Origin of the sequence: Arthrobacter sp. NPDC080073 (genome assembly GCF_040686575.1) — a bacterium.
Classification (GTDB): Bacteria; Actinomycetota; Actinomycetes; order Actinomycetales; family Micrococcaceae; genus Arthrobacter.
The window spans coordinates 1-26,734 of the sequence record NZ_JBFBKR010000019.1 but is presented as its reverse complement, the minus strand read 5'-3'; the positions used below and the strand labels follow the sequence as shown (position 1 = coordinate 26,734).

Annotated in this window: 24 protein-coding genes and 1 pseudogene; 12 read left to right on the top strand and 13 right to left on the bottom strand. The window is 61.9% G+C overall.

Annotation, left to right across the window (positions count from 1 at the left end; all coding sequences use genetic code 11):
* Nucleotides 1-493: 493 nt before the first annotated feature.
* From nboR to AB0O52_RS18340, 8 genes are all read left to right on the top strand, one after another.
* Nucleotides 494-1,114: a nicotine blue oxidoreductase gene (gene nboR, locus AB0O52_RS18375; protein ID WP_364540519.1), complete on the top strand. Its 621-nt coding sequence runs from the start codon at nt 494-496 to the stop codon at nt 1,112-1,114.
* A gap of 131 nt (nt 1,115-1,245) precedes the next feature.
* On the top strand, nt 1,246-1,482 hold the full coding sequence (locus AB0O52_RS18370) for a hypothetical protein (protein ID WP_364540517.1): 237 nt from the start codon (nt 1,246-1,248) through the stop codon (nt 1,480-1,482).
* Nucleotides 1,483-1,720: 238 nt separating this feature from the next.
* Nucleotides 1,721-2,038: an antibiotic biosynthesis monooxygenase gene (locus AB0O52_RS18365; RefSeq protein ID WP_364540514.1), complete on the top strand. Its 318-nt coding sequence runs from the start codon at nt 1,721-1,723 to the stop codon at nt 2,036-2,038.
* A 358-nt stretch (nt 2,039-2,396) separates the two neighbouring features.
* Nucleotides 2,397-3,494: a site-specific integrase gene (locus tag AB0O52_RS18360; protein ID WP_364540512.1), complete on the top strand. Its 1,098-nt coding sequence runs from the start codon at nt 2,397-2,399 to the stop codon at nt 3,492-3,494.
* Nucleotides 3,495-3,499: 5 nt separating this feature from the next.
* Nucleotides 3,500-3,832 (top strand): helix-turn-helix transcriptional regulator, encoded by a 333-nt coding sequence (locus AB0O52_RS18355; RefSeq protein ID WP_364540509.1) that lies wholly within the window; start codon nt 3,500-3,502, stop codon nt 3,830-3,832.
* Between the two features lie 181 nt (nt 3,833-4,013).
* Complete coding sequence (locus tag AB0O52_RS18350) at nt 4,014-5,363, top strand: hypothetical protein (RefSeq protein WP_364540506.1); 1,350 nt, start codon at nt 4,014-4,016, stop codon at nt 5,361-5,363.
* The gene (locus tag AB0O52_RS18345) at nt 5,364-5,900 is read left to right on the top strand and encodes a hypothetical protein (RefSeq protein ID WP_364540503.1); all 537 of its coding nucleotides are present in this window, start codon (nt 5,364-5,366) and stop codon (nt 5,898-5,900) included.
* Between the two features lie 469 nt (nt 5,901-6,369).
* Complete coding sequence (locus AB0O52_RS18340; RefSeq protein WP_364540500.1) at nt 6,370-6,789, top strand: hypothetical protein; 420 nt, start codon at nt 6,370-6,372, stop codon at nt 6,787-6,789.
* Nucleotides 6,790-7,824: 1,035 nt separating this feature from the next.
* Here the strand turns inward: AB0O52_RS18340 and AB0O52_RS18335 are convergent.
* From AB0O52_RS18335 to AB0O52_RS18320, 4 genes are read right to left on the bottom strand one after another with little or no spacing between them, the layout of a single operon-like run.
* Nucleotides 7,825-9,054 (bottom strand): acyl-CoA dehydrogenase family protein, encoded by a 1,230-nt coding sequence (locus AB0O52_RS18335; RefSeq protein WP_364540497.1) that lies wholly within the window; start codon nt 9,052-9,054, stop codon nt 7,825-7,827.
* Nucleotides 9,055-9,085: 31 nt separating this feature from the next.
* Entirely contained in the window at nt 9,086-10,654 is a 1,569-nt protein-coding gene (locus AB0O52_RS18330; RefSeq protein ID WP_364540494.1) for an AMP-binding protein, read from the bottom strand.
* Nucleotides 10,655-10,669: 15 nt separating this feature from the next.
* Nucleotides 10,670-12,139 (bottom strand): aldehyde dehydrogenase, encoded by a 1,470-nt coding sequence (locus tag AB0O52_RS18325; RefSeq protein ID WP_364540491.1) that lies wholly within the window; start codon nt 12,137-12,139, stop codon nt 10,670-10,672.
* A gap of 10 nt (nt 12,140-12,149) precedes the next feature.
* The gene (locus AB0O52_RS18320; RefSeq protein WP_364540489.1) at nt 12,150-13,007 is read right to left on the bottom strand and encodes a p-hydroxycinnamoyl CoA hydratase/lyase; all 858 of its coding nucleotides are present in this window, start codon (nt 13,005-13,007) and stop codon (nt 12,150-12,152) included.
* A 165-nt stretch (nt 13,008-13,172) separates the two neighbouring features.
* On the opposite strand from AB0O52_RS18320, the gene AB0O52_RS18315 reads away from it, so the two are divergent.
* Entirely contained in the window at nt 13,173-13,547 is a 375-nt protein-coding gene (locus AB0O52_RS18315; RefSeq protein WP_364540487.1) for a hypothetical protein, read from the top strand.
* A 187-nt stretch (nt 13,548-13,734) separates the two neighbouring features.
* On the opposite strand, the gene AB0O52_RS18310 is transcribed toward AB0O52_RS18315, so the two are convergent.
* From AB0O52_RS18310 to AB0O52_RS18295, 4 genes are all read right to left on the bottom strand, one after another.
* A complete protein-coding gene (locus AB0O52_RS18310) occupies nt 13,735-14,289 on the bottom strand; it encodes a substrate-binding domain-containing protein (protein WP_364540486.1) in 555 nt (184 codons plus the stop codon).
* Between the two features lie 187 nt (nt 14,290-14,476).
* A complete protein-coding gene (locus AB0O52_RS18305; RefSeq protein WP_364540483.1) occupies nt 14,477-15,388 on the bottom strand; it encodes a dioxygenase in 912 nt (303 codons plus the stop codon).
* Between the two features lie 63 nt (nt 15,389-15,451).
* Entirely contained in the window at nt 15,452-16,528 is a 1,077-nt protein-coding gene (locus tag AB0O52_RS18300; protein ID WP_364540677.1) for a maleylacetate reductase, read from the bottom strand.
* Nucleotides 16,525-17,745 carry an FAD-dependent monooxygenase gene (locus tag AB0O52_RS18295; RefSeq protein ID WP_364540480.1) on the bottom strand — a complete coding sequence of 407 codons (1,221 nt, stop codon included), beginning with the start codon at nt 17,743-17,745 and terminating at the stop codon, nt 16,525-16,527. Before AB0O52_RS18295 ends, AB0O52_RS18300 begins: the two co-directional genes overlap by 4 nt.
* 150 nt (nt 17,746-17,895) lie before the next feature.
* Here AB0O52_RS18295 and AB0O52_RS18290 point away from each other — a divergent pair, with 150 nt between their 5' ends.
* The 3 genes and pseudogenes from AB0O52_RS18290 to AB0O52_RS18280 all read left to right on the top strand — a co-directional run bounded on the left by AB0O52_RS18290 (nt 17,896) and on the right by AB0O52_RS18280 (nt 20,550).
* Nucleotides 17,896-18,669: an IclR family transcriptional regulator gene (locus tag AB0O52_RS18290; RefSeq protein WP_364540477.1), complete on the top strand. Its 774-nt coding sequence runs from the start codon at nt 17,896-17,898 to the stop codon at nt 18,667-18,669.
* Nucleotides 18,670-18,829: 160 nt separating this feature from the next.
* Nucleotides 18,830-18,976: pseudogene (locus tag AB0O52_RS18285) on the top strand (IS3 family transposase); the annotation flags it as partial.
* A 461-nt stretch (nt 18,977-19,437) separates the two neighbouring features.
* Nucleotides 19,438-20,550, top strand: a complete 1,113-nt coding sequence (locus AB0O52_RS18280; protein WP_364540476.1) for a zinc-binding dehydrogenase — start codon at nt 19,438-19,440, stop codon at nt 20,548-20,550.
* 573 nt (nt 20,551-21,123) lie between these two features.
* Here the strand turns inward: AB0O52_RS18280 and AB0O52_RS18275 are convergent.
* From AB0O52_RS18275 to AB0O52_RS18255, 5 genes are all read right to left on the bottom strand, one after another.
* A complete protein-coding gene (locus AB0O52_RS18275) occupies nt 21,124-23,271 on the bottom strand; it encodes a CoA transferase (protein WP_364540474.1) in 2,148 nt (715 codons plus the stop codon).
* A gap of 74 nt (nt 23,272-23,345) precedes the next feature.
* Nucleotides 23,346-24,197, bottom strand: coding sequence for an alpha/beta hydrolase (locus AB0O52_RS18270; protein ID WP_364540471.1), 852 nt, complete (start codon nt 24,195-24,197; stop codon nt 23,346-23,348).
* Nucleotides 24,198-24,232: 35 nt separating this feature from the next.
* Entirely contained in the window at nt 24,233-25,108 is an 876-nt protein-coding gene (locus tag AB0O52_RS18265) for an ABC transporter ATP-binding protein (protein ID WP_364540468.1), read from the bottom strand.
* The gene (locus tag AB0O52_RS18260; RefSeq protein WP_364540465.1) at nt 25,098-25,871 is read right to left on the bottom strand and encodes an ABC transporter permease; all 774 of its coding nucleotides are present in this window, start codon (nt 25,869-25,871) and stop codon (nt 25,098-25,100) included. The genes AB0O52_RS18265 and AB0O52_RS18260 overlap by 11 nt, the downstream gene beginning before the upstream one ends.
* Entirely contained in the window at nt 25,868-26,725 is an 858-nt protein-coding gene (locus AB0O52_RS18255) for an ABC transporter permease (RefSeq protein ID WP_364540674.1), read from the bottom strand. The genes AB0O52_RS18260 and AB0O52_RS18255 overlap by 4 nt, the downstream gene beginning before the upstream one ends.
* Nucleotides 26,726-26,734: the final 9 nt, after the last annotated feature.

The following is a 26,734-nucleotide window of genomic DNA, read 5'->3' as shown; positions in this document are numbered from 1 at the left end:
GAATTCGAGAAAAGATCATGCCCAGACGTCGAGTTCCCCCGCATACCAACCCCCTATATGCGTTATATGCGTTCCGGTCACGTAGGACGGATCAGGCCATCAGCGAAACAGAGAAATTGGCTCCGCCCAAGGCAATAAACATCGACGACTTCAACGCATCCCCTTGGATTGGACTGCACTACCGACATGAGCTTCTGCTGCACCACAAACACGAGTCGTTGGAGCATCATCCCAATGAGTGATGACGAAAAACCAGTGGATTCAGCGGGTAGACGCTCAGTTTCCCGTTGGATTCACAAGGTACTGCTACAGGCCCGGCGAGCCCGGCATCGCGCCTTTGCCCATATGACAGAGAACTCGGAAAGTCGACTGATCAGAACCCGGTTAAGCGGCGACGATCCCTACTGGTGGATTCTTGCTGGGGGAATCCATGTGCCGGGTTTCGGGGCGACCAAACCCGGTGAAGACAACAGTTCCACCTAAAGGGCCAGAAATGAGCGACTTCAGCCCATCAAACGTCACCGCTGTTCTGCTTGCTGCTGGCCTGGGGACGCGCCTGGGCCTGGGCCCGAAGGCTTTGCTTCCGTTCCGGAGCCGCACGTTGGTCGAAGTGCTCGCGGAGGTACTCCTCAACGGTGGATGCCGAGAAGTGGTGGTCGTGCTTGGTGCCGAGGCTGGACAAGTCCTCGCCTCCACCAGCCTCGGCCGCGCGGAGCAACTCGGGATTCGGGTAGTGGTGAACCCTGTATGGAATAGCGGTATGGCCGGTTCGTTCCTGCTCGGAGTCGAGAACGCGTTGCCTGGGGACCACGTACTTGTGGCCCTTGTCGTCCAACCCGGCCTCACCGCTGACGTTGTGCGAACGCTCCTGGCAGCACACGTGCCTGGCCGGGTCACAGCTGCGGGCTATCGGGCTGTCTCCGGGAAGCTCCGGCGCGGACATCCCCTGCTGCTTGACGCGTCGCTGCGAACACTCGCAACCGACTCGGCCGCGGGCGACTCTGGCGCCCGCCTGTTCCTTCAGGCCAACCCGGAACTCGTCGATCTTGTTGACTGCGGTTATGAAGGGGGAGAGGACATCGACACACGGGACCAACTGCAACTGCTGGATTGACCGATTCCTCAAGCTCCCCCGACTATCGCTACGGACCCGATTCACGGCTGAAGCACGTTCGCGGATCCACGCTTCACATTCCTACCGACCAATCAAAGTCAGACGCATCGCGCTGTATCTAGGAGCCACACATGTTGAACCTCGACCTGCTACTCGCAATCACTGCACACCTGCTCACCAGGAACGAAAACGACCCCGCCACTGGCCGTACGGCGCAAAACATCGGTTCCACTATCGAATACACTGCTGCAACTGCCGCAGCAATCCTCCTCTTGGGACTTCTGCTGCTCATCATTCAAAAATCCATAAGAGGGGACCAAACAATAGAAGACTCCGAGGCCGCGGTTCGCCATTTCCTGCCCATGTAGCCAAGGGATTCCCCACTTGCAGGAGCGGTCAGCACGGAGAGCGACGCACCTGTGAACCGCACATCGCCCACTAAACTCCACCAGTGTCTTGGGTGGAGTCAGCCCCGGCCCTGGCACACCAGAAACGACGCGCCGCCATGCGGGAACTGCGAGAACACTTCCCGTTGACGGCGCGGCTCGAACCTGAAAACCTGAGCAGACGCACCTTGGTTGGACGATTCTTGAGGAGGGTGCTTCCATGATGACCGTCGTCAGCACCATGCAACTCCACTCCGGCTCAGTGGAAGAGTGGGACGAACTGATCCTCAAACGCTTCAGATCAGCCCACGACCGTCAAGGCTGGATCTCAGGCCAGTTACTGGTTCCTGTCGACGCACCGGAGACCCGGGTCATCATCGGGACATGGAGAAGCCGGGAGGACTGGGAAGCATGGCATGAAGATCCAGACTTTCTCTCTGTCCGCGCAAGGCTGGACGAGCTGCAGCAGGTTGACCATCGGAGGACGTGGTACGAGGTCCTCGAAAACGTGCACACCAGCTCCAATCCGTCCCATTAACGTCGGTCCATTGACGGCGAGCATCGGTAGGTACTACAAAGTGATGCTCAAGGGCTACCCCGCCAACAACGCCGATAACCGGCCATATGTAGCCCTGGATCGTGATTATTGCATCTGATGCATGATCACCCCGCCTCCGCTCGTTGCTACCCGGAACTGCGTCACTTGAAGCCGAAATGTGCCTGTGACCTGCGGAAATACCGTGCGGATGGCAGGCCCGGTTACTCATCAGTCCATCGCGTAGGCCCTCGGCAGCTGGATTGCACCAGGCTGGAATGGCCCCGGGATCCGCGGATTTGCGCGGGTTCTGCATTAATTGCATGATTCTTGCATCCAATGCAATGTATCAGGAGGGTTCGTGGCGGTCGATTCAGCGGGACGGGTGCTCGACTTCGGCGCTGTGCGTTTCCTTCACCCGGAGGACCAGGTGTTCACGCAGATGCTCACGGGCTGGCGTAACCAGCAGCTGAGCAGGAACCTGGCCTTCGGCACCATCGAGTCGAGGGAACGGCTGGTGACGCGCTTCCAGGTGTCGACGAACGAGTATCCCTGGCACTGGACGCCGGCCCACGTGGATGAGTTCTTCGGGGATCTTCGCAGTGTGAAGCACGCTGCGCAGTCCACCATCCGGAGCTACCAGGCCGCACTGAGGGCGTTCTGCGCATACGTGGCTTCCCCGGAGTACGGCTGGGACAGTGTCTGCGAACAGCATTTCGGGTCCCATCCGGTCCAGGTCTGTTTCGACTGGAACACAGCCGTCCACGCCCAAGCCGGTGAGTCCTCCCCCAAGCGCCGCCCGTTCACGCAGCGGGAGCTCCAGGATTTCTTTGACCGGGCCGATGATGAGGTCGACCGGATCGCCTCGCTGGGCCGCAAGGGTTGGCTGCCGGCTTACCGTGACGCGGTCCTGTTCAAAGTGGCATACTGCTGGGGTCTGCGCCGCAATGAGGTCCGCCACCTGCAGACGGTGGACTTCGGCAGGAATCCTCACGCCCGTGAGTTCGGCAAATACGGCGTGCTTCAGGTCCGGTACGGAAAGGCCATGAAGGGGTCGCCCCCGAAGCGCCGCAGCGTCCTGACGGTGTTTGACTGGTCGACGGAGATCGTGGCTGACTGGCTGGAACGCGGGCACCCCCATATGACGGACGGGCTGGACCTGTTCCCTTCCGAGCGCGGCACGCTGGTTTCCGAGACCGCGTTGAACCGCCGCTTCATCCGGTATTGCGAGGACCTGGGCCTCTCCCCCGGGCTGGACATCCACTCGCTGCGCCGTTCCTACATCACCCACCTGGTCGAGTCCGGCATGGACGCTTTGTTCGTCCAGCACCAGGCCGGGCATGAACATGCCTCGACCACGGCCCTCTACACGTCGGTGTCGAGTGACTTCCGGGTCAAAACCCTGCGCCGCGCCCTGGACTCGACCGTCAGGGCCGCGCTGGGCGGAATGGAAGACTAATCCTTATGAAACGAGAGATCGATTACCGGTGGCGGCTTGCCGAACTCATGGCGGCCCGCGGCATGCACAACAGCACCGACCTGAGCCCCTTATTGAAGGAACGCGGGATCGAACTCTCGGCCTCACAGGTTTACCGGCTCGTCACCCAACGACCAGAACGCGTGTCCCTGATGATGGTCTCGGCCCTCTGCGACATCTTCGCCTGCGGCCCCGAGGACCTTATCACCGTCACGGCCGCGGATGCGAAAGTCCGCAAGGTCGCCTCCAACGCCAACGTCGTGGACCTAAACAAGACCATCCGGCCCAAACGCGCCCGAGTGATCCGCGATGACGGCTGACATCACGCCGCGTCCTATCGTGCGGGGCCGCCCTCGCAGCGCAGGGACCTTCACGTGTGACCGGTGCTCAAGGATGGCCGGCAGGCACCGCGCCAGCTGGCCCGAGGGCAGGATCTGCGGGACCTGCTTCACGATTGCCATGCGCACTCACGGGCCCTGCCCCGGCTGCGGGACAGAGCGCATGCTCCCAGGCAGGTCTGCTTCCCACGGTGACCAGCCAGTCTGCGGCGATTGCGCCGGCATCACCCAGGACTACCACTGCTCCGGCTGCGGGACGGAAACCGAGCACTACCGCCAAAACACCTGCGCCCGCTGCTCACTCCGGAACGACCTCACGGCGCTGATGCACGTCGACGAGTCCGATGGCAATGAAACGACGGCAGCGAAACTGCTCGCTGCGCTCTGCGGAGCCCAGCGCCCCGAAAGCATCCTCACATGGCTCCGCCCGACCGGCGTCCGTGAACTGCTCGAGCGACTCGCCACCGGGGACATCCCGCTCAGTCACGAGGTGCTGGACAGGGAGCCCAACAGCCTACGGGTGGAGCACCTGCGCAGCCTGCTCACCCACCACAAACTGCTCCCGAACCGCGACCACTACCTCGCGCTCTTCGAACGGTGGCTACCCATCAAGCTCGCGGACATCGAGGACCCCGAGATCCGCCGGCCGGTCGAGTCCTTCGCCCGCTGGCACCACCTGCGACGCATCAGGACACTCTCCACAGACGGGAAGCCCACCCGCGGTCCCGTGCACAGTGCCAAGCAGGAAATCACCGAAACCATCAAATTCCTCATCTGGCTCAAAACCACCCACGGGCGGGCGGTTGCTTCCTGCGTCCAAGCCGACGTCGACGGCTGGCTGGCCGACGGTCCCACCACCAGGCATGCCATTAGAACCTTTTTCGTCTGGGCGGTGAAGAACCGGACCTGCACCAACATCACCATCGGCTTCCGGCAGGCCAAGACCGCGCCACTGCTCACCCAACCTCAGAGGCTCGCCATGCTCAAAGCCTGCCTCACAGACAACATCGACACCCTGTCCTATCGGGTCGCCGCCACTCTCTTGCTGCTCTACGCCCAACCGGTCGTGAAGATCGCCGCGATGAAAAGCACCGACGTGATCCTCACACCCGATGGTCCGCGTCTCTCATTCGGGGAAGAACACCCAGCGCCAGTGCCCGAACCTTTGGCCTCACTGCTCACAGAACACCTCGCCTCACGCCCCAACATGGCGTACCGGCAGCAGCGCGGGCAGCGAGTGGTTGTTCCCCGGTTACCGGCCCGGCCGACACATCCACCCGAACACCCTCATGGAGCGTCTTCGGGAACTGGGCATCGACCTCTTGGGCGCACGGAACGCATCCCTCCGCGCGCTCGTGAAGGAAGTGCCCGCCCCGCTCGTTGCCGAAATGCTCGGCTACAGTTACCAAGTCACTCAGAAGCACGCCACCGCAGCAGCAGAACCTTGGTCACGCTACAAGCCCGGCGCGACTCTGATGCCAGACTCGTTGACTCGCTGAATTTGGAGGCCTAAGTGCGACCACACACGCTGGAGGACGACACCTGCGTTGCAAAGCTCCTGCACTCCTTGCAAGGAAATCAGCTAACCCGTGTCACTTACGTTTATCCCGATGGCTGGGCCATAACCGACGAGACGGAGTCACATCACATCCACGAGGTTGGTATGGACATCATTCTGCATTTCGCCGGAAGAAAGCATTTGAAGATCTCGTGGGCCATGGCCGGACTGGTGGAGGGACTCGAACTAAGCCGCCACGAGCTTGCGCGGGACGGACTCACACAGGTCGACGTTTCAGCGTCACCAAGTTGGACGCGCCTGCTGGGACAGGAGATCTACGAAACCAAGGCGTTATGGAGATCAGCAAACACGGATGCCGCTCAGAGCATCTGGTGGACTAAGTTCAGCCTGAATTCGGGTGACTCTTTCTCGGTCACCCTGGGGGAAATGGAAGACGGGATCCCCGATTACAAACCCAACTCGCTTCTAGTCTTCTTCAACGAAGTCCAAGACCGCGCGTTCAGGAAGCAATCGGGCCGCGATTGGAATTGACGGCACTTGCCGTTTGCGCCCGCATGCCCAGCGTTGACCCAGGGCCCGGCATCCATCCTTAGGCGGCCTCAACGTCACCGAGAGAGTTCACATAGTTTGAAAACGAATATGCACCGTTACCAGTAGAAGAAGCCTTGACCATGAGTGTCAAGTTGAGCTTAGAGACTTGAAAAGCATGATGTCAGAAAAGAGCCATCGGAGTTCTGACGCTCTCGGCGCTTCGTCTATTCTGACGCTCTCGGCGCTTCGTCCTGACGTCAGGTTGGGGTGTGCCTCACCTTCATAAGTCCATAACGCCCCTGGAACTGCAGATAAGAGTGATCATCTCGGCTGGGTTCACGATTCCCTACGGGTATTACGAACCTGCCAGCCGTCCTCCCGGCGGCAAGTTCGTTTGCCTATCCCATAGGAGAGCTTGAGCCTGATGTTGCTTTGATCCAGAGCCAGGTCTTCGATTACTCCACGCGCAATGACTATGCTGTCATCGAGCACCTCAATTTCATCACCGGGTCTGATCCCGCTCCAGTGGAAGATTTCCAAAGACATTGGCGTTATGAAGGCTTCCTTGATTCCTTCAGCAGGGACGTCTCAAGGGGGTCTGGAATCCGGGACCGATGCAGCCGAGCATGGAGACTACCTGCGTTTTCCTGAGCAAGCAAAGCTAAATCTCGGGCAACAGCTTCTGGGCTTCCCTACGATTCACGTGGCCATCGCCCTTAGAATTCTTTCGATACTTCGCAGCCCGGGCAATCTCGTCACCATTCCTACTAGAGGACAGCGGGTCGTAAAAGACAACATCCGCACTTTGCCAGCCCGTGACCAAACCAGGAGGCAGAGGTACCAGATCAAGATGGGTGTCAGCTTCGACAAGCTGTGGGAGGACACTTGAATACATCACGCCAAGGACAACCACAACACTTTCCGACTTGAAGTGCCGCTGCAATCCAGGGCCGGGGAGCGGCGAGCATCTGCCTTCGTCAGCGTGTTGGCGTCTTTCAGTAAGGGGCTTCATTGTTGCTCCTCTCCCCACTCGCTGAACGGACGCCTGTCGTCCTTCTCATAAGCTGCAAGGACCTCCTCGCCTCCAACTGCTTCATGGCGGCGGTTACCCTAAGCGTTTCGTTTCGCCAAGTTGGGGTATACCTCTGGCTTGCAGACTCTCACGAATAGGGCTTCATCAGAGGCGAGAAGGATCCCCGCATAGCCAGTCTCCAACCCATCGCGTCCCTGGGGCCCTGGGGGTTCGCGAGTAACGCTGCTCAAGTAGCTTCCCGTCTTCGCCGCCAACACATTGCCCCGTAGGCCGCATTTCGTCATCTATGGCGTGTGCAAGTTAGGCAGGTTTCGCGGTATTTCGACCCCCTCGTGCAGAAGCGTGAGCACAGCTTCCTCTTGCGTGCGGTAGCGGGCTGCTCCTTTGGAGCACGTACTGATTAGTTCTCTTCGTATTTGTAGTGGAGTCCAATCCAAGGCGAAGCAGCTAACTCAAACTCCCGCGAGAGTCTTGATAATTCTTCGTCGTCCCTGGTGCCACTCATCGTCTCAGCAGACACTCCGTTGCCTTCCATCGGGGTGGAGCCTCGGCTAGGACTCCCTAGCTGCAGCTGGTGTGGCTGGACCCAAACTTCGTAACCGTCCTGTTTGTCTATCAATACGCGGCCGTCGACACCCTCGGATGATAGCCAGAGCATTCTCGAATCAGGGGTAGCTGACTCGACGATTCCGTTTCGGACGAAGACTCCGTATCGGCGGACTTCCACTGTGGCGGAGGGCAAGCGGTACCAATCGTCAACTTTGAATGATGTCAACGTGGTCCCCTTCCTGTCAGTCTTGGCGGCAGTTGTTTTCTGCTCCGGAAATGCGGCGGTGTGGGGGCGGCGCAGAGTCTGACGCTTTCCAAATTTGGAGTGGGCTTGTACCTTGTTTATCTGGTGAACGCGCTGCGGCCGGTAATGGCTCTGCCAACGACCAGGGTGTTAATTTCGTTGGTGCCCTCGTAGGTGTAAATCCCTTCGGCGTCGGCGAAGAACCGCCCGACGTCGTTCGCCAGGAGAATGCCGTTACCTCCGGCGATTTCCCGGGCCCAGGCCACGGTTTCGCGCATACGCGAGCATGTCCAGGCCTTGGCCATCGCGGAATCCTGGTCCCGGTAGAGGCCATCGTCCTGCTGTTGGGAGAGTCTGACGACCATGCCCAGCGAGGCGATGGTGTTTCCGAGCATCCCGACGAGTTTGTCCTGGACCATCTGGAACCCGGAGATCGGCCTGCCGAACTGTTCGCGGCCCGTGGCGTACCTCAGGGCTGCTTCGTACGCTCCTGCCTGAACCCCTGCGGCGAACCATGCAACGCCGGAACGCATGGAGCGGAGCAGCTCGGCAACATCGGCGAAGGAATTGATACGCCCCAGCCTGAACTCTTCAGCTACCTCCACGTTGTCCAGTGAGATATCCGAGTTCTGCACCATGCGCAGCGACATCTTGCCGCCGATTGTGGTCAACGTGACGCCAGGTGCATCTGTTTTCACGAGGAAGGCTTTGATTTGGCCGTCGGCGATATCCCGGGCCATGACTGCCAGGTAGTCGGCGAAAACAGCATTACCGATCCAGCGTTTTTCACCGTTGAGGATCCAGCTGTTCCCTCTTCTGCGGGCGGACGTTGTTAGCCCGCCGGCGATATCGGAGCCGTGCTCTGGCTCCGTGAGGGCGAAAACTCCGGTCATTTCGAATGAATCGATGAGCGGCAGCCATTTCCTGGCTTGGTCCTCACTGCCTCCACGCAGCACGGTAGTGCGGAAGAGCCCGGACTGGCCGTTGTAGTACGTGGCCAGGGAGGCGTCCGTGCGGGCCAGTTCAAAGTTGCGGAAGCCTTCGTAGAGGGACCGTGGTTTGGCGCCGTCCGCGGTGAGGGATGCCGGGGTGATGAGGTCCAGTGCTGCCAGGGGCTTGATGAGTTGCGCGGGGAATTCGCCCCGTTCCCAGTAGTCGGCAAGCAGGGGTTTGGCTTCTGTTTCGAGGAATGCACGAAGTTTGAAAAGTTCTCTTTGCTCGGCATCGGTGAGCAGCGCTTCATAGTTCATGGGATCGCACTCGCCGTAAAGGCGGGTCCGGAGAGGTGTTTTCTCGGACGGTGCGGTTTCGTGGGTGGCTGCGGTCATCGTGTTTCCTTCTGCATTCGCGTGCTTGGGGTTAGGGGTTGTCCGGCGGGACGATGCGCAGTTCGCGCCTGAGTAGTTTTCCGACCGGGCTCCGGGGCAGTTCTTCCCTGCGTTCTATCTGTCGCGGGAGTTTATACCGGGCCAGATGCGGGCGAAGGTATTCCTGGAGCTCTTTGAGTTCAACGTTGGACTCGGAGACGATCACTGCGGTGATGACTTCACCCCAGAGCGGGTCGGGTCGCCCAATCACGGCCGCGTCCAGAATACCCGGGTAGCTGGCGATCAGGTGTTCAATTTCTGCCGGATCGACGTTCTCGCCGCCGGTAATGATGATTTCCTTTGAGCGGCCGGTGATGCAGAGATCGCCGTCGGCATCGATGAGCCCCCTGTCGCCGGTGATGAGCCAGCCGTCGACGAAGGCTGCGTCGGTTGCTTTGGCGTCCCGCCAGTAGGACGAGGCGGTGTGTGGTCCGCGGACTAGGATTTCGCCGGTTTCCCCGGGCGGGAGGTCCGTCCCGTCAGCGGAGGCGATGCGGACGTCCGTCAGCAGGGCCGGCGTTCCGGATGATTCTGCTTTGCCGGAGGCGTCGGTCCGCCGCCTGAAGCTGATGGATGGTCCGGCCTCCGTCATTCCATAGGAGGCCAGGACAGGGACGTTCCGCTCGGACCAGCGGGCGACGAGTTCCGGTGGCATGGGTGCCCCGCCGCCCAGGATCCAGCGAAGACTGGAGGTATCGGCCTCGGCGAAGCCGGGAGTTTGAGCCATCAGGGTCAGCATGGAGGGAACGGCGAACATAGTGGTGATTCCGTATTTGCTGATCTGTTCCAGGCAGCGGGTAGCGTCGAACTTGCTGTCAATGATCACGCTGCCGCCCTTGTGCAGGGTCGCGAGGGCCAGCGTATTAAGTGCTGCGATGTGCGAGAGCGGGGTATTCACCAGTGTCACGTCGTCACTGGCGATGTCCAGCCCCAGAAGGGTGTTGAGTCCGTTAAAAAACAGCGCGCTGTGGGTGAGGACAACGCCCTTGGGGCGTCCAGCGGTGCCTGATGTGTAAATGATGATGGCGGGGCTGTCGGCCTCCGGCCGGATTTCTCCGGCTTCCGCGCCGGTGTTAATTGGAAGGGATGGAAGCCCGTGGCGTGATTGGGCTTCGAGTTGGATGATGCTGATGGCGGTGTCCGTTCCGACGGCTTCCAGAGCCGTCGGAACGGAGCTTTCCGACACCAGGATCGTTGTTGCGGAGAGATCGCGGAGGATGAACTTCACATCCGCGGCCGGAGCGGCAATACCTATCGGGGTGAAGACTGCGCCAATGCGGGAACACGCATAGAGCGCTGTGAGTATTTCGGGGCGGTTCTCGCTGACGCAGGCCACCCTGTCGCCTCGCCGGACGCCTTCGGAGGTCAGGAACGTGGCTGCCGCATGGATCCGTTCGAGCAGTTCGCCATAGCTGATGCGCACCCCGTCGTGGATGATGGCGGTACGCAAGGGCTGTCGCAGCGCCCGGCGCTCCACCAGCTCCCCGTATCTCAGCCCCGGGAACCGACCCGTTTCCTGCCCGTGCAGAGCAGGGCTATCGGAAGCTCCGGCAATACTCACAAGTGTCTCCATTGACTAGATAGGGTAGTGGCGTTCTTCGGTTGAAATGGTGACCCACCGCAATTCGGTGAATTCTTCCAGGGAAGCTGCGGAACCAAAGCGCCCGAAGCCGCTCGACTTTACCCCTCCGAAAGGCATCTGTGCTTCATCGTGGACCGTGGCTCCGTTGATGTGGCAAATGCCCGACTGGATGCGTCGCGCCAGCACCAGTCCGCGACTGACGTCACTGGTGAACAGGGCTGCGGCGAGACCGTACTCCGAGTCATTTGCAACTTCAATGGCTTCGTCAGCGCCGTCGACCTCAATGATCGGCGCCAGCGGGCCGAAAGATTCCTCGGTGTAGATCCTGGCGGCCTTGGTGACGCCCGTGAGGACTGTTGCGGGGAAGTATAGCCCATTGGCTTCGCCGCCCGCGATGACTGTTGCACCCTTCTCGACGGCGTCGCGAACCAGAGCCGTGACGTGTTCGACGGATGCCTGATGTACCAGCGGGCCGAGCTGGGTTGCGGGGTCTTCCGGGGCGCCTACAACCAGCTTGGCGGCCCGCTCGGCCAGCAACTGGCTGAACTCCGCCGCGACGGCCTTGTCTACGATGATCCGTTCGGTGGACATGCAGATTTGGCCCTGGTTCATGAACGCCCCGAAGGAGGCGGCCGCGGCTGCGGCCTCAAGGTCCGCGTCTTTGAGCACGATGAACGGGGCTTTGCCGCCCAGCTCCATGACCGAACGCTTCAGGTGCCTGCCAGCCTTTTCGGCGATGAGCCGGCCAACCTTCGTGGATCCGGTGAAGTTGATGACCCGGACCGCTTTATGGGTGACCAGGGCGTCGACGACCTCGGCGGCGTCCTCGGGTGCGTTAGTGATCAGGTTGGCCACGCCGGCAGGCAGACCTGCGTCGATCAGGCATTCGATAATCGCGGAGTGCGTCGCCGGCGTCTCTTCGGAGGCTTTCAGTACCACGGTGTTGCCAAAAGCCAACGGCATGGCCACAGCGCGCACTCCAAGGATCAGCGGCGCGTTCCACGGCGCGATACCGACAACGACGCCGACCGGTTCACGTACAGCCGTCGCGGAGAGCCCTGGCACGTCGGAGGGGATAACCTGGCCGACCGTCGAGTAGACCTGGGCGGCGGCTTCGCGGAGCATGTTGGCGGCGAGCATAGCGTTGAAGTGGCACCAGGCAGCTGCGGCTCCCATTTCCTTGCCCATCACGGCAGCAATGTCATGGCTGCGTTCGGTCAACAGCGTTGCTGCGGCCTCCAGGATCTTTCGGCGCTGGGCTGGCGGGGTGGCCGCCCATCCCGGAGCGGCGGCAGCTGCGGCGTCGACGGCACGCTCTGCATCGGCTCGTCCAGCCGCCGCGACGGTAGCCACCGTGTCCCCGGTCAGACGCCGGATCTTGTCGAAATAACGTCCGCTGGCGGGATCGGCGGCCTCGCCTGCGATCCTGAGGGGGACTTTGACAATGTCTGTCGTTATGGTCATCACGGACTCCTTACTCTGCGGTCGCAGTGGTGTAGGTGCCCAAGCCGGGCCGGTAGGTCTTGTCGTCCAGGAACTGCGTCATGCCCTGTTCCCTGGCGTCGGTGTCGAACAGGATGGCTTGATCGTGCTTGGCGTACAGGAAATCTTCTGCAGTTTCCCAAGACATGAGCCGGGAGTGCCGGAAGCCCATCTTGGCGCCACGCACGACCCACTGGCTCAGGCTGGTCAGCTGCTTGGCCAAGGCGATGGTGCGTTCACGCAGCTGATCGGCCGGGACGGCCTCGTTGATCAGTCGCATCTCAGAGGCCCGACGGCCATCGAACTGATCGCCGGTCATGATGTAGTACATTGCGTCCCGGGTCGGAATGGTCTCGGCCAGGGCCCGGGTCACCAGGTTGCCGGGAGTGACACCCCAGTTCACTTCGGAAAGGCCGAATGTTGCATCTTCGGCCGCGATGGCCAGATCGCAGGAGACCAAGGGCACAAACGCGCCACCAAAGCACCAGCCGCTGACCATGGCGATGGTCGGCTTCGAGTAGCTGAGCAGTTTGCGGTACTGCCAGTTCGTCCCCTCGGTGCGGACCTTGTTCTGCACCGAACGGGGCTTTCCATCCGTTTCGCGGAAATACTCCTTCAGGTCCATCCCGGCGGACCAGGACTCTTCGGTCCCGGTCAGGACCAGGACTGCGCAACGGTCGTCCGTTTCGAGGTATTCGAGCGTGGCGTACATTTCGCGGTTCAGTGTCGGATTCATTGCATTGCGCTTTTCCGGGCGGTTAAAGCGGACCCAGGCGATGCGGTTCTCGTCGAACTCGACCAGAACCGTGTTGCCCCAGGGCTCCGGGGATGTGGTGTTTTCAACTGTCATGACGATCCTTGGTGTGGAGGTGGTCCCGGCTTCGGCGCATCACCGGATACGTTCGGGTTTCCGGAATGAGTATCAGTCTTTCTGATACAAGTGATATCAGGCATTCTGATAAGCTGTCAACCTTGTCTGCAAATTTTTCGATGCCGGCCGTCCTGGGGATCCACTGTGAGCGGATCAAGTGCTGTGACCGTCCTGGCCGGGGTCCGGTCCCCGGCTGTTTCCCACGCCCGTGAACGCAGCTCCCGCCTCAGCGTGGTGAAGCCGCAGCTGAAGCGATCCGGCTTGGTCACGGTCCGCTCAAAGAACCTCGAGATTGTCGCGTTCGACGCGATGCTTCCGAAGCCCGCCGGCACCGGTTCGCAGGACGTCCAGATCCGAGACGTGTTCCCCGCCACCGGCGAGCATGACCGCCAACGAGCCCAGGATCGTGCCTGGCCGGTGGCGCGCTGCGGAAGGGACGGACTGGCCCAAACGGTCCTCGCACAAGCCTGGACTCCGAGCGCGTCAACAAAAGACGTCAGCAGGTTCAGCCCGGCATGAGAGCCCAGTTGCTGTTCCATCGTGGCAACAGGAAGGGACGAAAAACCCCGGGTATTCTTGGACATCAGAAAGGTGTGCTTCTTACAGCCGATAGAAAGGTGAGTAGAATACACTATTTTCCCAGCTCAGGAGCACCTTCCTCGCTTAACCACACCCGCAAGGGGCCACCCTCATGAAAACCCCGAGGTTAGGGGGACTGCAGGCCGCTGCCACGGTACGCGCGTGCAGCCAGCGGGCCGGTAAGGAAGCCAAAAAGGGAATAGGCCACGGCGTCATTAAGAGCCTTGTGCGACAATGTCGCGGAGAATTCCGTGTAGTGCTGGACGGTGCGGGGCAGTGGGCCGATGACCGTCGCCTCGGGGACGAGCATCAGTTCACTTAACTGATGGATGGCCACGTCAGCCCGCCCGTCGATGAGTGCGTAGGCGGTGGGGCCCTTGTCAACGATGGTGGACCGCGAATCCACCTGCTTGGCTATGCCCAGTTCCCGAAGCAGGCGTGCAAAGTAGATGCCGCTCGGTCCGTTCCGCGAGTATGCGACAGAGCGGGCGGTCATTAGCGCGCTGATGAGCCCGTCAACTGAACCAATATCCGGCCGGCTGGCGTCCGGCGACACTGCGACCCCAATTCCGGACTTCGCGACCGGCTGGCACGACGGCAGGTCGAAGACTTCAGAGGAAGCGGAGGCCTCCACTGACCCTGTTATTCCCACGAAGATCCCGGGCCGCGCACCGGCTTCCATCCGCTGCAGAAGCAGTCACGTCGGTTCGAAGACAACGTCCACGGCCGTTCCGGTCACCCTCGTGAAGACGGGCAGGATTTGCTCTTCGACGGCCTTTTTCAGGGCCATAGCACAGAACAGCGTTAGGGCGTCGCCGGACACCGTGTCCGACGCCGCCCTATTGAGGTGTGAGCCGACTGCTCTCATCTCAGATGAGAACTGGGGCGAGGACAATGTCAAAGCGTGTGCGTGCCCATGACTGGTTGTTCCCGCCGCGGCCGTCGGGAGTGGAGGTACCGGCGGGCTGTGTTTCGAATTTCTTGATCAGCGAGTCTTTGACGCCGAACACGGAGTCGCCAATCTCGATCTGTGGGTCTCCCTCGACAAAGATGTGCGTCACGAGGGAGCGCAGGCCTTCAGCGGTGACCATGAAGTGCAGATGGGACGCGCGCACGGGGGAGCGGCCAACAGAGGCCAGCATCTTGCCGACCGGTCCGTCATGCGGGATGGGGTACGGGGTGGGCGTGAGTCCCCAGAACGCATACCTGCCCTCGTCGTCCGCGAACAGGTGTGCCCTGCCAGCGATGCGGTTGTCGCCGTACTGGACGTCGTAGAATCCGTCTTCGTCGGCCTCCCAGACTTCGATCCGGGCTCCCGGAACAGGGTGGCCGGAGGTGTCGGTGATGGTGCCTTCGACCCAGCAGGGCTGGCCGGATGCGCCCCCTGCGATGTCGCCACCGATGGGGATTTCGGGGGCGTCCTCGAGGAAGAACGGTCCGAAGACCGTGGCCTCAGTGGCCCCTTTGTAAGCTTGGTTGTTGATGGCGATGGTCTGCATGGACGCACCCAGGACGTCGGAGAGCAAGACGAATTCCTGGCGTTTGTCATCGGTGATGTGCCCGGCAGCGGTGAGAAATTCGATGGCGGCGTTCCATTCCTCCTCCGTGAGGCGCACTTCGCGGAGAAAGTCGTGCAGGTGCCTGGTCAGGGCCTGCATGACCTGCTTCAGGCGAGGGTCTTCGGCTTTGTCGAAGGATGCGACGACGGTGTCCACCAGTTCCTGTTCGACGGCGGCCTGCTCGGGGCTGATGCCGTTTCCGGCGTGGGTGGTTTCGGACATGCTGCACTCCTGTAATCGCTGTGGGGAGGTCTGCCTGGCGGTCTGATGAGGACTGAGGGAGGATCAGAGACCCAGCAGGACGGCCGGGTCTTCGCCGGTCAGGGCCCCCTGCAGGAGCCGGGTTAGGTTTTCGGTGGACACCGGACGCGGATTGGAGTCCGGCACGGCGGGGAGGACGACGGCGACTGCTTCTGCTATTCTGTCGGCCGTGAATCCGTAGTCCGAGAGCGCCTTGGGGGCGTCGAGACGTTTGCGGAGGTGCTGTAGCCCAGTCAGGGCCTCTGCGGTGCCGAAGGCTACGGCGATGCGGGTCTCGGCGTCGGGCGCGTAGGGTGCGTTGAAGGCTAGGACGTAGGGGAGCACGGTGGCGTGGGTCTGGGCGTGGGGCAGGTTAAACGTGCCGCCCAGGACGTGGCAGATTTTGTGGTGCAGTCCGGACCCGGCAGAGGCGAACGCAACGGCTGACAGGTACGCGCCGTAGAGGGCTTGTTCGCGCCCCTCGGTGCCGGAAGGGTTCGCGGTGATGAGCGGCAGGCCCTGGCTGAGGGCGCGGATTCCTTCGGCGCCAAGGGCTGCGTTGATCGGGTCCCTGCGAGGCCCCCACATCGAGTCGATGCAGTGGGCCATACCGTTCAGGCCGGAGGCTACAGACATTTCCACGGGCAGGGACAGTGTCAGTGCCGCGTCGTAGATGACCGTCACGGGCAGGACAGCGGTGTCTACTCCAGTGGTCTTCCGGGACGCTTCGGTCAGGCCCCACACGTTGGTGGCTTCTGATCCGGCGTAGGTGGTGGGGACGGCGATGATGGGCAAGTGGGAAGTCATCGCGATCGCCTTGGCCAGTCCCGTCGTCGAACCCCCGCCGACACACACCAGGAGGTCGATGTCGTGCTCAGCCGCGGCGGCGCGGGCCTTCTCTGCCCTTTCGATGGGCACGTGCATCACCACGTCGTGGTGCCACAGCACCACCTCGATGTCCGCCGAAACCATCCGGGCCATCTCGGTCTCGAAGTCCGAGGCGATTACCATCACGCGCTGCGCTCCGAGCCGGGACACTTCTGCGGCCAGGTTGACAGTGGCCGCCCCGGTACCGAAAAGGACACGCTGGCCCAGGGTTTCATGGTCAAAAGTCAGCATCAGACCAACGCCTCCTGTGCTGCGCGTTCGGCGTCGTAGCCGTAGAGCCAACCGCTGCTGACCAGGGGATCGCCCTGGGCCAAGGTGTCGTCGCGCTCTCGTTGTGCAGGGCCGTCGGGCAGGTGGTTGATGTGTTTACGGGCGCGGCTGAGCTGCTGAATTTTTGTGCTTCGTCCGATGCGGACCTGCTCATAGGTCCGCAGGGCGCGGGCCGGATCCTCGGTATCATCGGCCAGGCACTGTGCGAGGGCAGCTCCGTCTTCGATAGCTTGGGCAGCGCCCTGGGCGAAGAACGGGAACATGGGATGGGCGGCATCGCCGAGCAGTGTAAGCCGTCCATAGGACCACTGCGTCAACGGTTCACGGTCCAGGAGTGCCCAGCGTCCAGGAGTGCCCGCTGCTTGAATCAGTTCCGTTAGTCGGGGATCCCAGCCGGCAAATTCGGCAAGCAGCTCATCGACACTCGACTTCGTGCTCCACGATTCCGCGGTGAAGTCTCCGGCAGGACCGAATGCCACAATGTTGACGGCGCTGCCGCCGGATATCGGATAATGCACCAGGTGCCGTTCGGGGCCTATCCACAGCGTCTGGGATGCCCGCCGTGCGAATTCAGGGGCGTCCTCCATGGGGACTATGGCCCTGTAAGCGCACATGCCAGAATACTCCGCGGGACCGGGACCGGCAATCGCGTTTCTCACCACCGAATGGACTCCGTCCGCGCCAATGAGGACGTCTGCATCGACAGTGCTGCCATCATCAAAGATGAGCCTGGCGCCGGTGTCGTTCGGCTGGACTTCCACGCAGCGTTTGCCGAGGCGCAGCCACTCGGGCGGGACCGCAGCCTTGACAGCATCCAGAAGATCGGCGCGGTGGGCCACATAGGTGCGTTCACCGTACAGTTCTTCGCACCTGCCCGTGAGCTGCTCTGCCGACAGGACTTCGCCGTCCTGCCAGCGGCGGAATTCCCATCCCACATCCAGGGGCACTGCTGTTTCCAGGAACGCATCGATATGACCGAGACGGCGTATCAGTCGTACAGCGTTGGGCGAGACAACCAGGCCAGCTCCAACAGCGCCCAACTCTGGTGCCTGTTCGTAAACGATCGCCGGAAGACCGGCGCGGTGCAGGAAGCCGGCAGCCGCCAACCCGCCAATCCCGCCGCCGAGAACGACGATGCGGGGCCCTTCCGGCTCCGCTGTCATGTTCGCTTCAGTAGTCATGTCTATTGCCTTCCGGTAGGGAGTGTCACGTCGGCCGACACTCAGCGCTATGGGGTTGGATCCATAGTCCGTGCCCCTCTCAAGTGCAGGAGGATAATGTCCACTGAACGAACAATTGGTCCGTGGATTGTCAACCCGCCAGGAGGTCCAGTGCCGCTCAATGCCGAACCCGGGCGCAGCGTAGCCTCGCGCCTCAGTGCGCTACTTTTTGCATTCAAGTCCGGCGGTGCCAGCCTGACTCTCGCCGATCTCACCCGACGCACCGGAATGCCACACGCTACCGTGCGGCGACTCGTACTAGAGTTGCTCTCCGAAGGCCTACTGGAGCGTACCGACGACGGTAGATATGTCATCGGGATCCGAGTCTGGGAACTGGGCACGCTTGCCCCCCGCAGTCTTCCCCTTCGCAGTGTCGCTTTGCCGTTCATGGAGGATCTTCACGCTGCCCTGCGGCAACACGTCCAGCTGGCAGTGCTCGACGGAATGGAAGCTGTGATTGTCGAGCGCATGTCCGCATCCAAGGCCCTCGGGCTGGTGTCCCAAGTTGGGGGTCGACTCCCGCTGCACAGTTCCGGCGTAGGTAAAGTCCTCTTAGCGCACGGCGGTGAGAACCTGTTCCGGCAAGTCACTTCGCCGGGCCTTAGGGCATACACGCCAGACACCATTACTGATCCCAACCAACTTCGAATGGATCTGGGTGAATACAGGCGGACAGGATTTGCGTTGGTGAACCAGGAGACGAGTCCGGACGCGCAGTCCGTGGCCACGGCCATTTTCGGCATCTCCGGCGAGTGTGTGGCTGCGCTCTCCGTTGTTGTTGCAGCTGGAACGGTGAACCTAAATTCAGTTGTGCCCGCAGTGGTGGCCGCAAGCCGGGGTATATCCCGCGGACTTGGGTCTGCAGTGTCCCTGCGCACCCCGTAGAAAGTCCGCAACAGGCCGCAAGCCGACGATTGCCGGAGATGAGCACCTAACCGGATGTCACCGTTATCGGATGAAGCAGGCCTAGTCGGTGGATCGAGCTCATCAACTCGTCCAGATTTCCGAAGTCCCTGCGGTGCTGTCGACAACGTTGATCTGGTCGATGGCAGCTGCCCTGCGCGCTGTCGCCGGGCAGCACCCCGCTTTGGGCTGGTTGGGCGCGCTGGCATTTGCTGGCCCAGCCGCGTGGGACGGCGTGGCGCTGGACCGGAAGCGGATCCGCCGGCTCTGGCGCGACGAAGGCCGGGTCCAGAACTTCAGGCGTGATGCGCGATTTGGTCCTCAAGTTCAGGATCGTCGCGTGGATCCTGCGTTCGCGCAGCCATACATTTGTGGCCCTGGACGGGTAGCCCTTGTCTCCCATCACGCAGTCGGGTCGAGTGCGGGGCGGACTGGATGCTCCACGGACACTAATCTCCGTTAGCGTCGCTCGTAGCCAGCTCGTGTCGGCACACTGGCCCGGGGTGAGGAAGAGCGCCAATACGCGACCCGGGCCGAGAGCTTTTACAACCCCAGCCGCCGGCACACCCCGCTCGGGCCCTCAGCCCCAATCGAGTTCGAAACACTTCACAACACCGCCGACCTTCGCGGCATGATCAACGCAGTGTCCGGAAAACCGAGTCGGGCTCCGATTGCCGCGGGCAGCTGATAATCTCATGGGAGTCTGACATATCAGGCATCCTGAGATATCAGTAGGACAAGGAGGTCGCCATGGGGTCGAACGAGGTCAGTCTCACGGAAAGGACGGGCCGTAGCGTTGTCTTCCACCGGCCCGGTGTGCCACTGGAGATCAGAGATATCAACATCCCCCACCTTCAACGGGGAGATGTCCTGGTACGTGTGGATCTCGCGGGGATCTGCGGTACAGACCATCACCGGCTCAAGGGTGACGTAGCCTGGGTGGGCCATTCGGTGTGTTTCGGTCACGAGGCTGTTGGCACCATCATCGAGGTCGGTGGTGATCCGATCGACTCGAACGGGGTTTCGTTGGCGGTTGGGGATCGCGTGTACTGGTGCGCATCGACACCCTGCGGCGAGTGCACCATGTGCCGCGCCGGAGTCAATATGTCCTGTGAGCGTATGGTGTGGCCCGCTCCGGCCGACCGGGCGAATCCGGCGGCATTTCAACAGCTGGCGCACCTCGGGCCCCTTGTCGGGCGCTTCCGCGTGCCCGTTGATGTTAGCGACGACGTGGTCATTGCCATGGGATGCGGCTTGCCGACAGCGATCACCGGATTTGAACGCCTAGGATCCATCTCCGGAACAGTCGTGATTCTGGGTGCTGGACCTGTCGGACTCGCCTCCACCGTGCTTGCCTCGCTCGCGGGCGCAGAGAGAGTCATCGTCGTCGGTGACCCGGCCGAGCGGTTGGACGCGGCCCGACGCTTCGGCGCGACTGACGTCATTCCTCTGACCGGGGCGATCGGAGACGAACGGCACCAGCAGATCGTGAAGCTCACCAGTGGTGGTCGTGGTGCCGATCTCGTGATCGAGGCCGCGGGACATCCGTCCGCCTTTCCCGATGGCTTCGAGTTACTCGGCCCGTCCGGTCGCTTCCTCATCCTCGGCCTCTACTCCGGCAGCGGAGCCGCGGCGCCGGTCGACCCTGTGCGAATCAACAACCTCAATCTTCAGATCATCGGGAGCCTGTCGATGGAGGTCCACGCGTTCGGCCGCGCCGTCGCGTTGGCGGCTGAGCACGGCGAGCGACTCGGCTTCGCACGACTCATCACGCACAGGTTCGGTCTGGACGAAACCGAGGTCGCCATCGCCACCGTGGCGCGAGGTGAGGCCGTGAAAGCAGTGATCGAGCCCAACAGATGAGGAGTACGGCATAACCGCTCGACTTCCAACGGATCCTGACGTCAACTCCTTGTCGACAAGTGATCTCGTTCAGGGCCACGCAGGTGCCTAATTCTTCCCTTTGGGCGTATCGGGGGCCTCTGATCACCGCAAGAAACGCGGACGCCCGATCGACTTCGGCGACGAACAGAAGGCCCGCTACCGCGGCCGCAATGTCATGGAACTGCTTCGGCAAGCTCAATCACTGGCGCGGCATCGCTATGAGATCAGACAAAATCGCCCGCAACTAGCACGCCACGCTCACGCTCTGCCTCGCCGCGACACTCCACTGGCTCACCAGCGGGATTAGCAACACGACTTGGGGGTAGTACCCAGCCAAGTTGCTTGGTAAGTCGTGAGATAGGGGACCTTGCCGATGGCCCTGCCGTCAGAGAGGGCGTCGACCTCGTTCAAACTCTCGCGCGAGTTCTTCGTACCGATCGGCGTCCAGCACGCAGTCCGCGTTGCTGCTGGGATCACGCCACGCGCTAACTAGATCGATAGCGGACCCGTACATAGGTGTCCGAGCAGATGCATCATGCGGTGAGTCGAACATCACTTTGCCGTTGACCGTCCGGCGAGGCTCGCACGGACCTCGACGGTCGACGCGCCGAAGGCCTCCGCGAACGGTCCCGGAGTCATCGGTGTGCGGGAGAACTGGATCACCGGGCCCGGCATGATCACCTCGCCGTAACTATCCGTATGATCTGCGATTCGGAGCCTTCGAAGATCGGCAGGGCCGTCGGGCGCCATCACGCTTGTTGTAGTGAGCACCTGGTGAGCGCCCAGACCGAGCTTCGCGGCTGCTTGCTCAATGCCCGCGCAGCCACCCTCGCCTACGAGCGACTCGACCGTCTCGGAGGGGCCAGCCACGCAGATCCAGCCGTCCGTGGCGCGGATGAATCGGATCGCGTGCCCTTTCGTTCCGGCATCGGCGGTCAGCCAGGGGAGCTGCGCAAGTGTAGTGGCGGCGAAAAGCGACGTGCTGACGGACGCTCCGATACCGAGTCGCGCTCGGCGGTAAAGTCCGAGCGTCACACCGAATGCGCCGAGCATCCCAGCGGCGTAATCCGTGGCGAACCACCTCGGTAGGTCGATGATGGGCGAGGCTCCAGATGGTGGTAAATCGTCGCCGAGCACGTGGTCTGTGAACCCGGTCGCCACGTTGGTGACTTCTGCGAATCCACGAAAGTGTGCCCAGTCGCCGGTCGTTCCGAACGCGTTGAGGTACAGCGTGACCGCCTCGGGGCGGACAGCGCGTACCGAGTGAGAATCGAGTCCGAGTCGCTCGCCGACTCCGAGCGTGAAATTTTGCACGACGACGTCGCAGGTGGGCAGCAGCGCCACTAGAAATTCGCGCCCACTTTTTTCCCGGAGATCGACGATGCACGTCCGCTTGCCGCGGTCCAGCTGTTCGTGCATGAACGGCTCAGGCATGATCCCGGTGCCGTCGGTCGGATCGGTGTCGATCTTGATCACCTCCGCGCCCAGCTGAGCCAGCACTTTTCCGACCGACGGGGCAGCGAAGACCCGAGCGGCCTCAAGCACGCGGAACCCGGCGAGGGGCGCGCGCCTGTCGTCCGGTTTGCCGTCGGAGGACGCCGAGGTCGGCCTCAGAGGGAGGTCAACTGATTCGTTCGCGTCTGCCTCTGCGGCACGAATATCCGGTGCGTGGACATCGTTGAAAAGGACTGCGCGACCGGGGACGAGCTCACGGCCGCCAGGAGTGTCCACTTGAACGAGCGCCCCGGAGCCGGTCGCGGCTGGGAGCGCCTTCCACTCCTCGGTCGATCGCAGCATCGCAATGCTGCAGCCGTTGGATCGCGCGAGCGTCTCCCATTCGAGCGCGCTCCGGGTGGCGAACAGGTCGACGAGCCGATTCTGCAGTTCGTTCTGCGTGCCGACATCGGAGGACAGCCGATCAAAGTCGGCGACACCCTCGGTGATCCAGTCCTCATGCCCTGCCACCTCGAGCAACCAGACGAGGTGGCGGTACCAGTTCGCGACGAACGTGACCCGGCGTCCGTCGCGGCAGACATAGATGCCATTGCCGAAGCTGCGGAGAAAGGGAGCGTTCCTTTCGAAGCTCACGCCACGCGCGCCGATCGCCTCGAAGAGGGCGTCGAAGAGAGGAACCTCGACGTGCTGTCCCACTCCGTCCCGCTCCTGTGCGATCAGCGCGGCGGCGATCCCCGTGGCCGCACTGATCCCCCCGAACACCGACGCGAGCGGCGCAGACGAGTAGTGGGGAAGGCTTTGCAGAGTGCCCTCCGGCAGGAGATACCCGCCCGCTGCCGCAATCACGACCGACTCCCAACCGGGGATAGCCGCCCGCGCGTCAGTGCGGCCGAAGCCGGGTATCGAGCAATAGACGAGTCCCGGCACGCGCTCGAGGGTCGAATCCACGCCGAGACCGAGCCGCTCCATTACACCGGGGCGAAAATTCTCAATGATGACGTCAGCAGACTCCACTAGTTCCTGCGAGCGTCGCCGACCCGAGTCACTTTTTAGGTCTAGAGTCTCCGTGCGTCGGCCGCGCAATAGGGCAATGTTCGCGCTCGAACGCCAACGGGGTCCGTTCGGTGGTTCGATGCGGATCACTTCAGCGCCCTGATCCGCCAACAGCATCGCGGCAAGCGGGCCCGCGAGATACTGCCCGAAATCGATCACGCGGACGCCCGCGAGAGGCTGCGGATCTGTCACGTCATTCCCCTAACCGTCGGGCTCGTCAATGAACCGACACGAGAAACTAGCTCGAAAGACCGAACATCTCCGTGTCATCTCTTGCGCGATCCCACCTTCGTAAGGAAACCCTGGAGAATTGGGTAGAGCTCATCGGGGCGGTCGATGTTCGGCGAGTGCTTGTCGTCGATCAGCACGATCGTGGCCTCGGGAACCGCGGCACGCAGGTTGTCCGCCCACTGCGGTTCGAGCAAGATATCTCTCGCGCATCTCACCAGCAGAATGGGAACCTCAGTTCCCTCCAACTGTTGAGGCCAAGGGTCGTCGACCGAAGTTCTGACGGGACCCGGGACCTTGGTGTTGGGAGCCTTTACACTCTTGACATGGCCGGGCTCGCTTGCCCAGCGCAGGCGCTCGCTTATGTGAGATTCCAGGCCGGGGAAGTCATCCACGAGATATGCGACCACCCGGGCCAAGTCCTCGCGCGTGCCGTCCCAACGGCCTAGGTCGTGGGCCAGGGGGGTCCGCCAGGGCCCGCCGGAGCCGGCGATGCTCGTGACTGAGCGAAGTGGAAACGACTCCTCTGCAGCGATCGCACGCAACGCGACCGCTCCACCGAAAGAATTCCCCACCGCGTGCACCGGCGAGGTGACTCCGACGGCTCGTAGGAAATCGGCGAGGTGAGCGATGCGGAAGGAATGCGGTGATCGATCCAGGAAAACGGCTTTATCCGTTCCGCCGTAACCCAGAAGATCGGGGGCGAGGACCCGATACCGGTCGGCGAAGCGCGCGATCATCGCGCCCCAGGTGACCGACGACGATGCCCCCCAGGCGCCGTCGTGTAGCAGGAGCAGGACGTCGGCGTCGGCAGGTCCGGCCTCCAGGTAGCGGGTGCGAAAGCTGCCAGCTTTGACGTACCGTTCCGTCACCCGAGTCCCTGCGTTCAAATCATTCCTGCTCGTCTCGAACGCGAAGGCTGTGTCTAGGGCCATTGTTGCTCGCTCTCTCCGGGTGTTTCGATTGAGTTGCCTTGCGCTGCGTGCTTGGCGATTTGGATCTGCTCGTAGACGTGCGCCCGCAGTTCGGCGAATCGCGGCAGCGACCTGGTTGTTAACTGGTCCCTGTCTGCGGGGAGGTCGATCACCAAATCGTCCTGAATCACTGTCGGCGAACTTGACAGCATGATCACTCGCTCGCCTAGATAGACCGACTCATCGATGTCGTGTGTTACGAAGAGGATCGTGACGCCGAGCGAGGCCCAGACGCTGCGGATGAGGTCTTCGAGGTCAGCTCTGGTCTGCGCATCGACCGCGGCAAACGGTTCGTCCATCAGGAGGACCTCGGGCTGGAAAGCCACGGCGCGCGCGATTGCAACCCGCTGCTGCATACCACCGGAGAGCTGCCACGGGTAACTTCGCGGAACGTGGGCTAGTCCAACTGACTGGAGTGCCGTTTCGACGAGTTCGTTTCGCTGGTCTTTAGGCATGCGTGCATTCTTGAGTGGCAGCTCGACGTTCGCTTTGACTGTCATCCAGGGGTAGAGGCTGCGGCCGTATTCCTGGAAGACGACGGCCATGCCCTTCGGTGGCCCCGTGACAAGCTTTCCGCCGAGTCGGACCTCGCCCGCTGTGGGTTCGAGAAGGCCGGAAATGCACCTCAGCAACGTAGTCTTACCGCTTCCCGACGGACCGACAAGGCACGCAAGTTCGCCTGGGCGGAGGTCGAAGGTGAGGTTGCGGACGGCTTCGACGTCGGCATCTTTCTTCGATCGGTAGACCTTCTTGAGCCCGTGCACTGAGAGCATTGCGCCCGTGTCATGCCCGGGTTTGGCGAGAATCTGTTCGTTCTCAGCGCGCATCTTGGGCCTCCTTTTGGCCGTTGTACCAGCTCAGAACCCGACGCTGGACTTGTTGGAATATGAAAGATAAGGCCACGCCGAGGATGCCGAGCAGAGCGATGCCGCTCCACATCTCGGGGATGGCGTAGATGCGCTGGAACTGAACGATCGCGAAGCCGAGCCCCTCGGAAGCGGCGAACATTTCTGAGATCACCATCAGGATCAAACCGATCGAGAGACTCTGACGGATGCCGGCCATCATTTGCGGCGAAGCGCTCCTCAGAACTAGATGCCTGATCCTGGCGAATCCGGAGATGCGGTAGATCCGCGAGGTGTCGCTGAGCACGGGGTCGACCGCGCGCACGCCTTCGATGGTGTTGATGAGCACCGGCCAGACGCACCCTGACGCGATGACCGCTATCTTCATCTCGTTATTGATACCGATCAGTAACAGGAGCACGGGAACGAGGATCGTGGGCGGGATCGCTCGCAGGAACTCCAGGAGTGGTTCCAGAAACTGTCGGAGCCACCGGATGGATCCGATGACCATACCTCCGAGGATGCCCATGACGATCGCGAGGATGAGCCCCGCGAGCAGCCTCAGAATGCTCGGCACCACATCGGTCAAGAAGCGCGGACCAATCCAGGTCTGGATGAAGGTTTCGACGAGCTGACCAGGCTTCGGTACGAAAAAGTTGCTCGGGCCGAGAGTGGCGAACCACCAGATGATGACCAGCAGAACCGGCAGGCCGAAGAAATAGCCAAGTGACTTCACTGTTCTCATACCGGCAACTCCGCTCGCACCGAGGAGTGCCAGAACAGGGCGCGCCGCTCGACGGCACGCATGCCCAGGTTGACGAGCACGCCGATCAGTCCCGCGGCAACAACAAGCGAGTACATCGACACGATCGCCCCGTTCGCCTGGGCCTTGGCGACCTCACTGCCGAGCCCAGGCGTCCCGATGATGAGCTCACCGGTGATGGCGAGGATGAGCGCGACCGTAGCGGCCAGCCGGATGCCGGTCGCGATGTAGGGAAGAGCGGTAGGCCAAACTAGGTAACGGATACGCGCGCCGATACCCAGACCGAAACTTTTCGCCGTGTCCTCCCCCACCTTGTCGACGTCCGCGACCCCGTACAGGGTCTGGATGAGCATGATCCAGAAGCACGCGTAGACAATGAGGAGTAGTTCCGACTCCATCCGAAGCCCGAACAGCAGCACGGCAAGGGGAATAAGCCCGACCGACGGGATGGGCCGGAGAAACTCGATCGTCGAGTGGGTCGCCTTACGGAGAAAGGTGCTGGATCCGATGATCAGCCCCACAGCGATTCCCGCGACCACGGAGATGAGCAGTCCGAGCAACCACGCTGTCAGCGTCTGTCCGACCGACACCCAGAACGACTGCAAACCGAAGTTGAGGACGAATCGAGCTAGCACGTCCCCGGCCGGCGGAAGGAACCGCGGGTTCACCCATCCCAGGACCGGCGTTAGCTGCCAGACGAAGAGGAACGCCAAGATGCCAGCGACTCCAAGAACAACGCCCGACCAGGCGCCGAGCGGCTGCAGGCTTTGGTGTGCTCGTAGTATGGGACGTGATCCCACTTTCGGCGTGCTTTGAACGTCTCGCAACGCAGTCATCCCAACTCC

What these genes read in the sequence shown, in the direction of transcription:
- nboR (WP_364540519.1), top strand. Translation starts at nt 494, where the DNA reads ATGAGCGACTTCAGCCCATCAAACGTCACCGCTGTTCTGCTTGCTGCT.
- AB0O52_RS18370 (WP_364540517.1), top strand. Translation starts at nt 1,246, where the DNA reads ATGTTGAACCTCGACCTGCTACTCGCAATCACTGCACACCTGCTCACC.
- AB0O52_RS18365 (WP_364540514.1), top strand. Translation starts at nt 1,721, where the DNA reads ATGATGACCGTCGTCAGCACCATGCAACTCCACTCCGGCTCAGTGGAA.
- AB0O52_RS18355 (WP_364540509.1), top strand. Translation starts at nt 3,500, where the DNA reads ATGAAACGAGAGATCGATTACCGGTGGCGGCTTGCCGAACTCATGGCG.
- AB0O52_RS18350 (WP_364540506.1), top strand. Translation starts at nt 4,014, where the DNA reads ATGCTCCCAGGCAGGTCTGCTTCCCACGGTGACCAGCCAGTCTGCGGC.
- AB0O52_RS18340 (WP_364540500.1), top strand. Translation starts at nt 6,370, where the DNA reads ATGACTATGCTGTCATCGAGCACCTCAATTTCATCACCGGGTCTGATC.
- AB0O52_RS18335 (WP_364540497.1), bottom strand. Translation starts at nt 9,054, where the DNA reads ATGACCGCAGCCACCCACGAAACCGCACCGTCCGAGAAAACACCTCTC.
- AB0O52_RS18325 (WP_364540491.1), bottom strand. Translation starts at nt 12,139, where the DNA reads ATGACCATAACGACAGACATTGTCAAAGTCCCCCTCAGGATCGCAGGC.
- AB0O52_RS18320 (WP_364540489.1), bottom strand. Translation starts at nt 13,007, where the DNA reads ATGACAGTTGAAAACACCACATCCCCGGAGCCCTGGGGCAACACGGTT.
- AB0O52_RS18310 (WP_364540486.1), bottom strand. Translation starts at nt 14,289, where the DNA reads ATGGAAGCCGGTGCGCGGCCCGGGATCTTCGTGGGAATAACAGGGTCA.
- AB0O52_RS18305 (WP_364540483.1), bottom strand. Translation starts at nt 15,388, where the DNA reads ATGTCCGAAACCACCCACGCCGGAAACGGCATCAGCCCCGAGCAGGCC.
- AB0O52_RS18295 (WP_364540480.1), bottom strand. Translation starts at nt 17,745, where the DNA reads ATGACTACTGAAGCGAACATGACAGCGGAGCCGGAAGGGCCCCGCATC.
- AB0O52_RS18280 (WP_364540476.1), top strand. Translation starts at nt 19,438, where the DNA reads ATGGGGTCGAACGAGGTCAGTCTCACGGAAAGGACGGGCCGTAGCGTT.
- AB0O52_RS18265 (WP_364540468.1), bottom strand. Translation starts at nt 25,108, where the DNA reads ATGCGCGCTGAGAACGAACAGATTCTCGCCAAACCCGGGCATGACACG.
- AB0O52_RS18260 (WP_364540465.1), bottom strand. Translation starts at nt 25,871, where the DNA reads ATGAGAACAGTGAAGTCACTTGGCTATTTCTTCGGCCTGCCGGTTCTG.
- AB0O52_RS18255 (WP_364540674.1), bottom strand. Translation starts at nt 26,725, where the DNA reads ATGACTGCGTTGCGAGACGTTCAAAGCACGCCGAAAGTGGGATCACGT.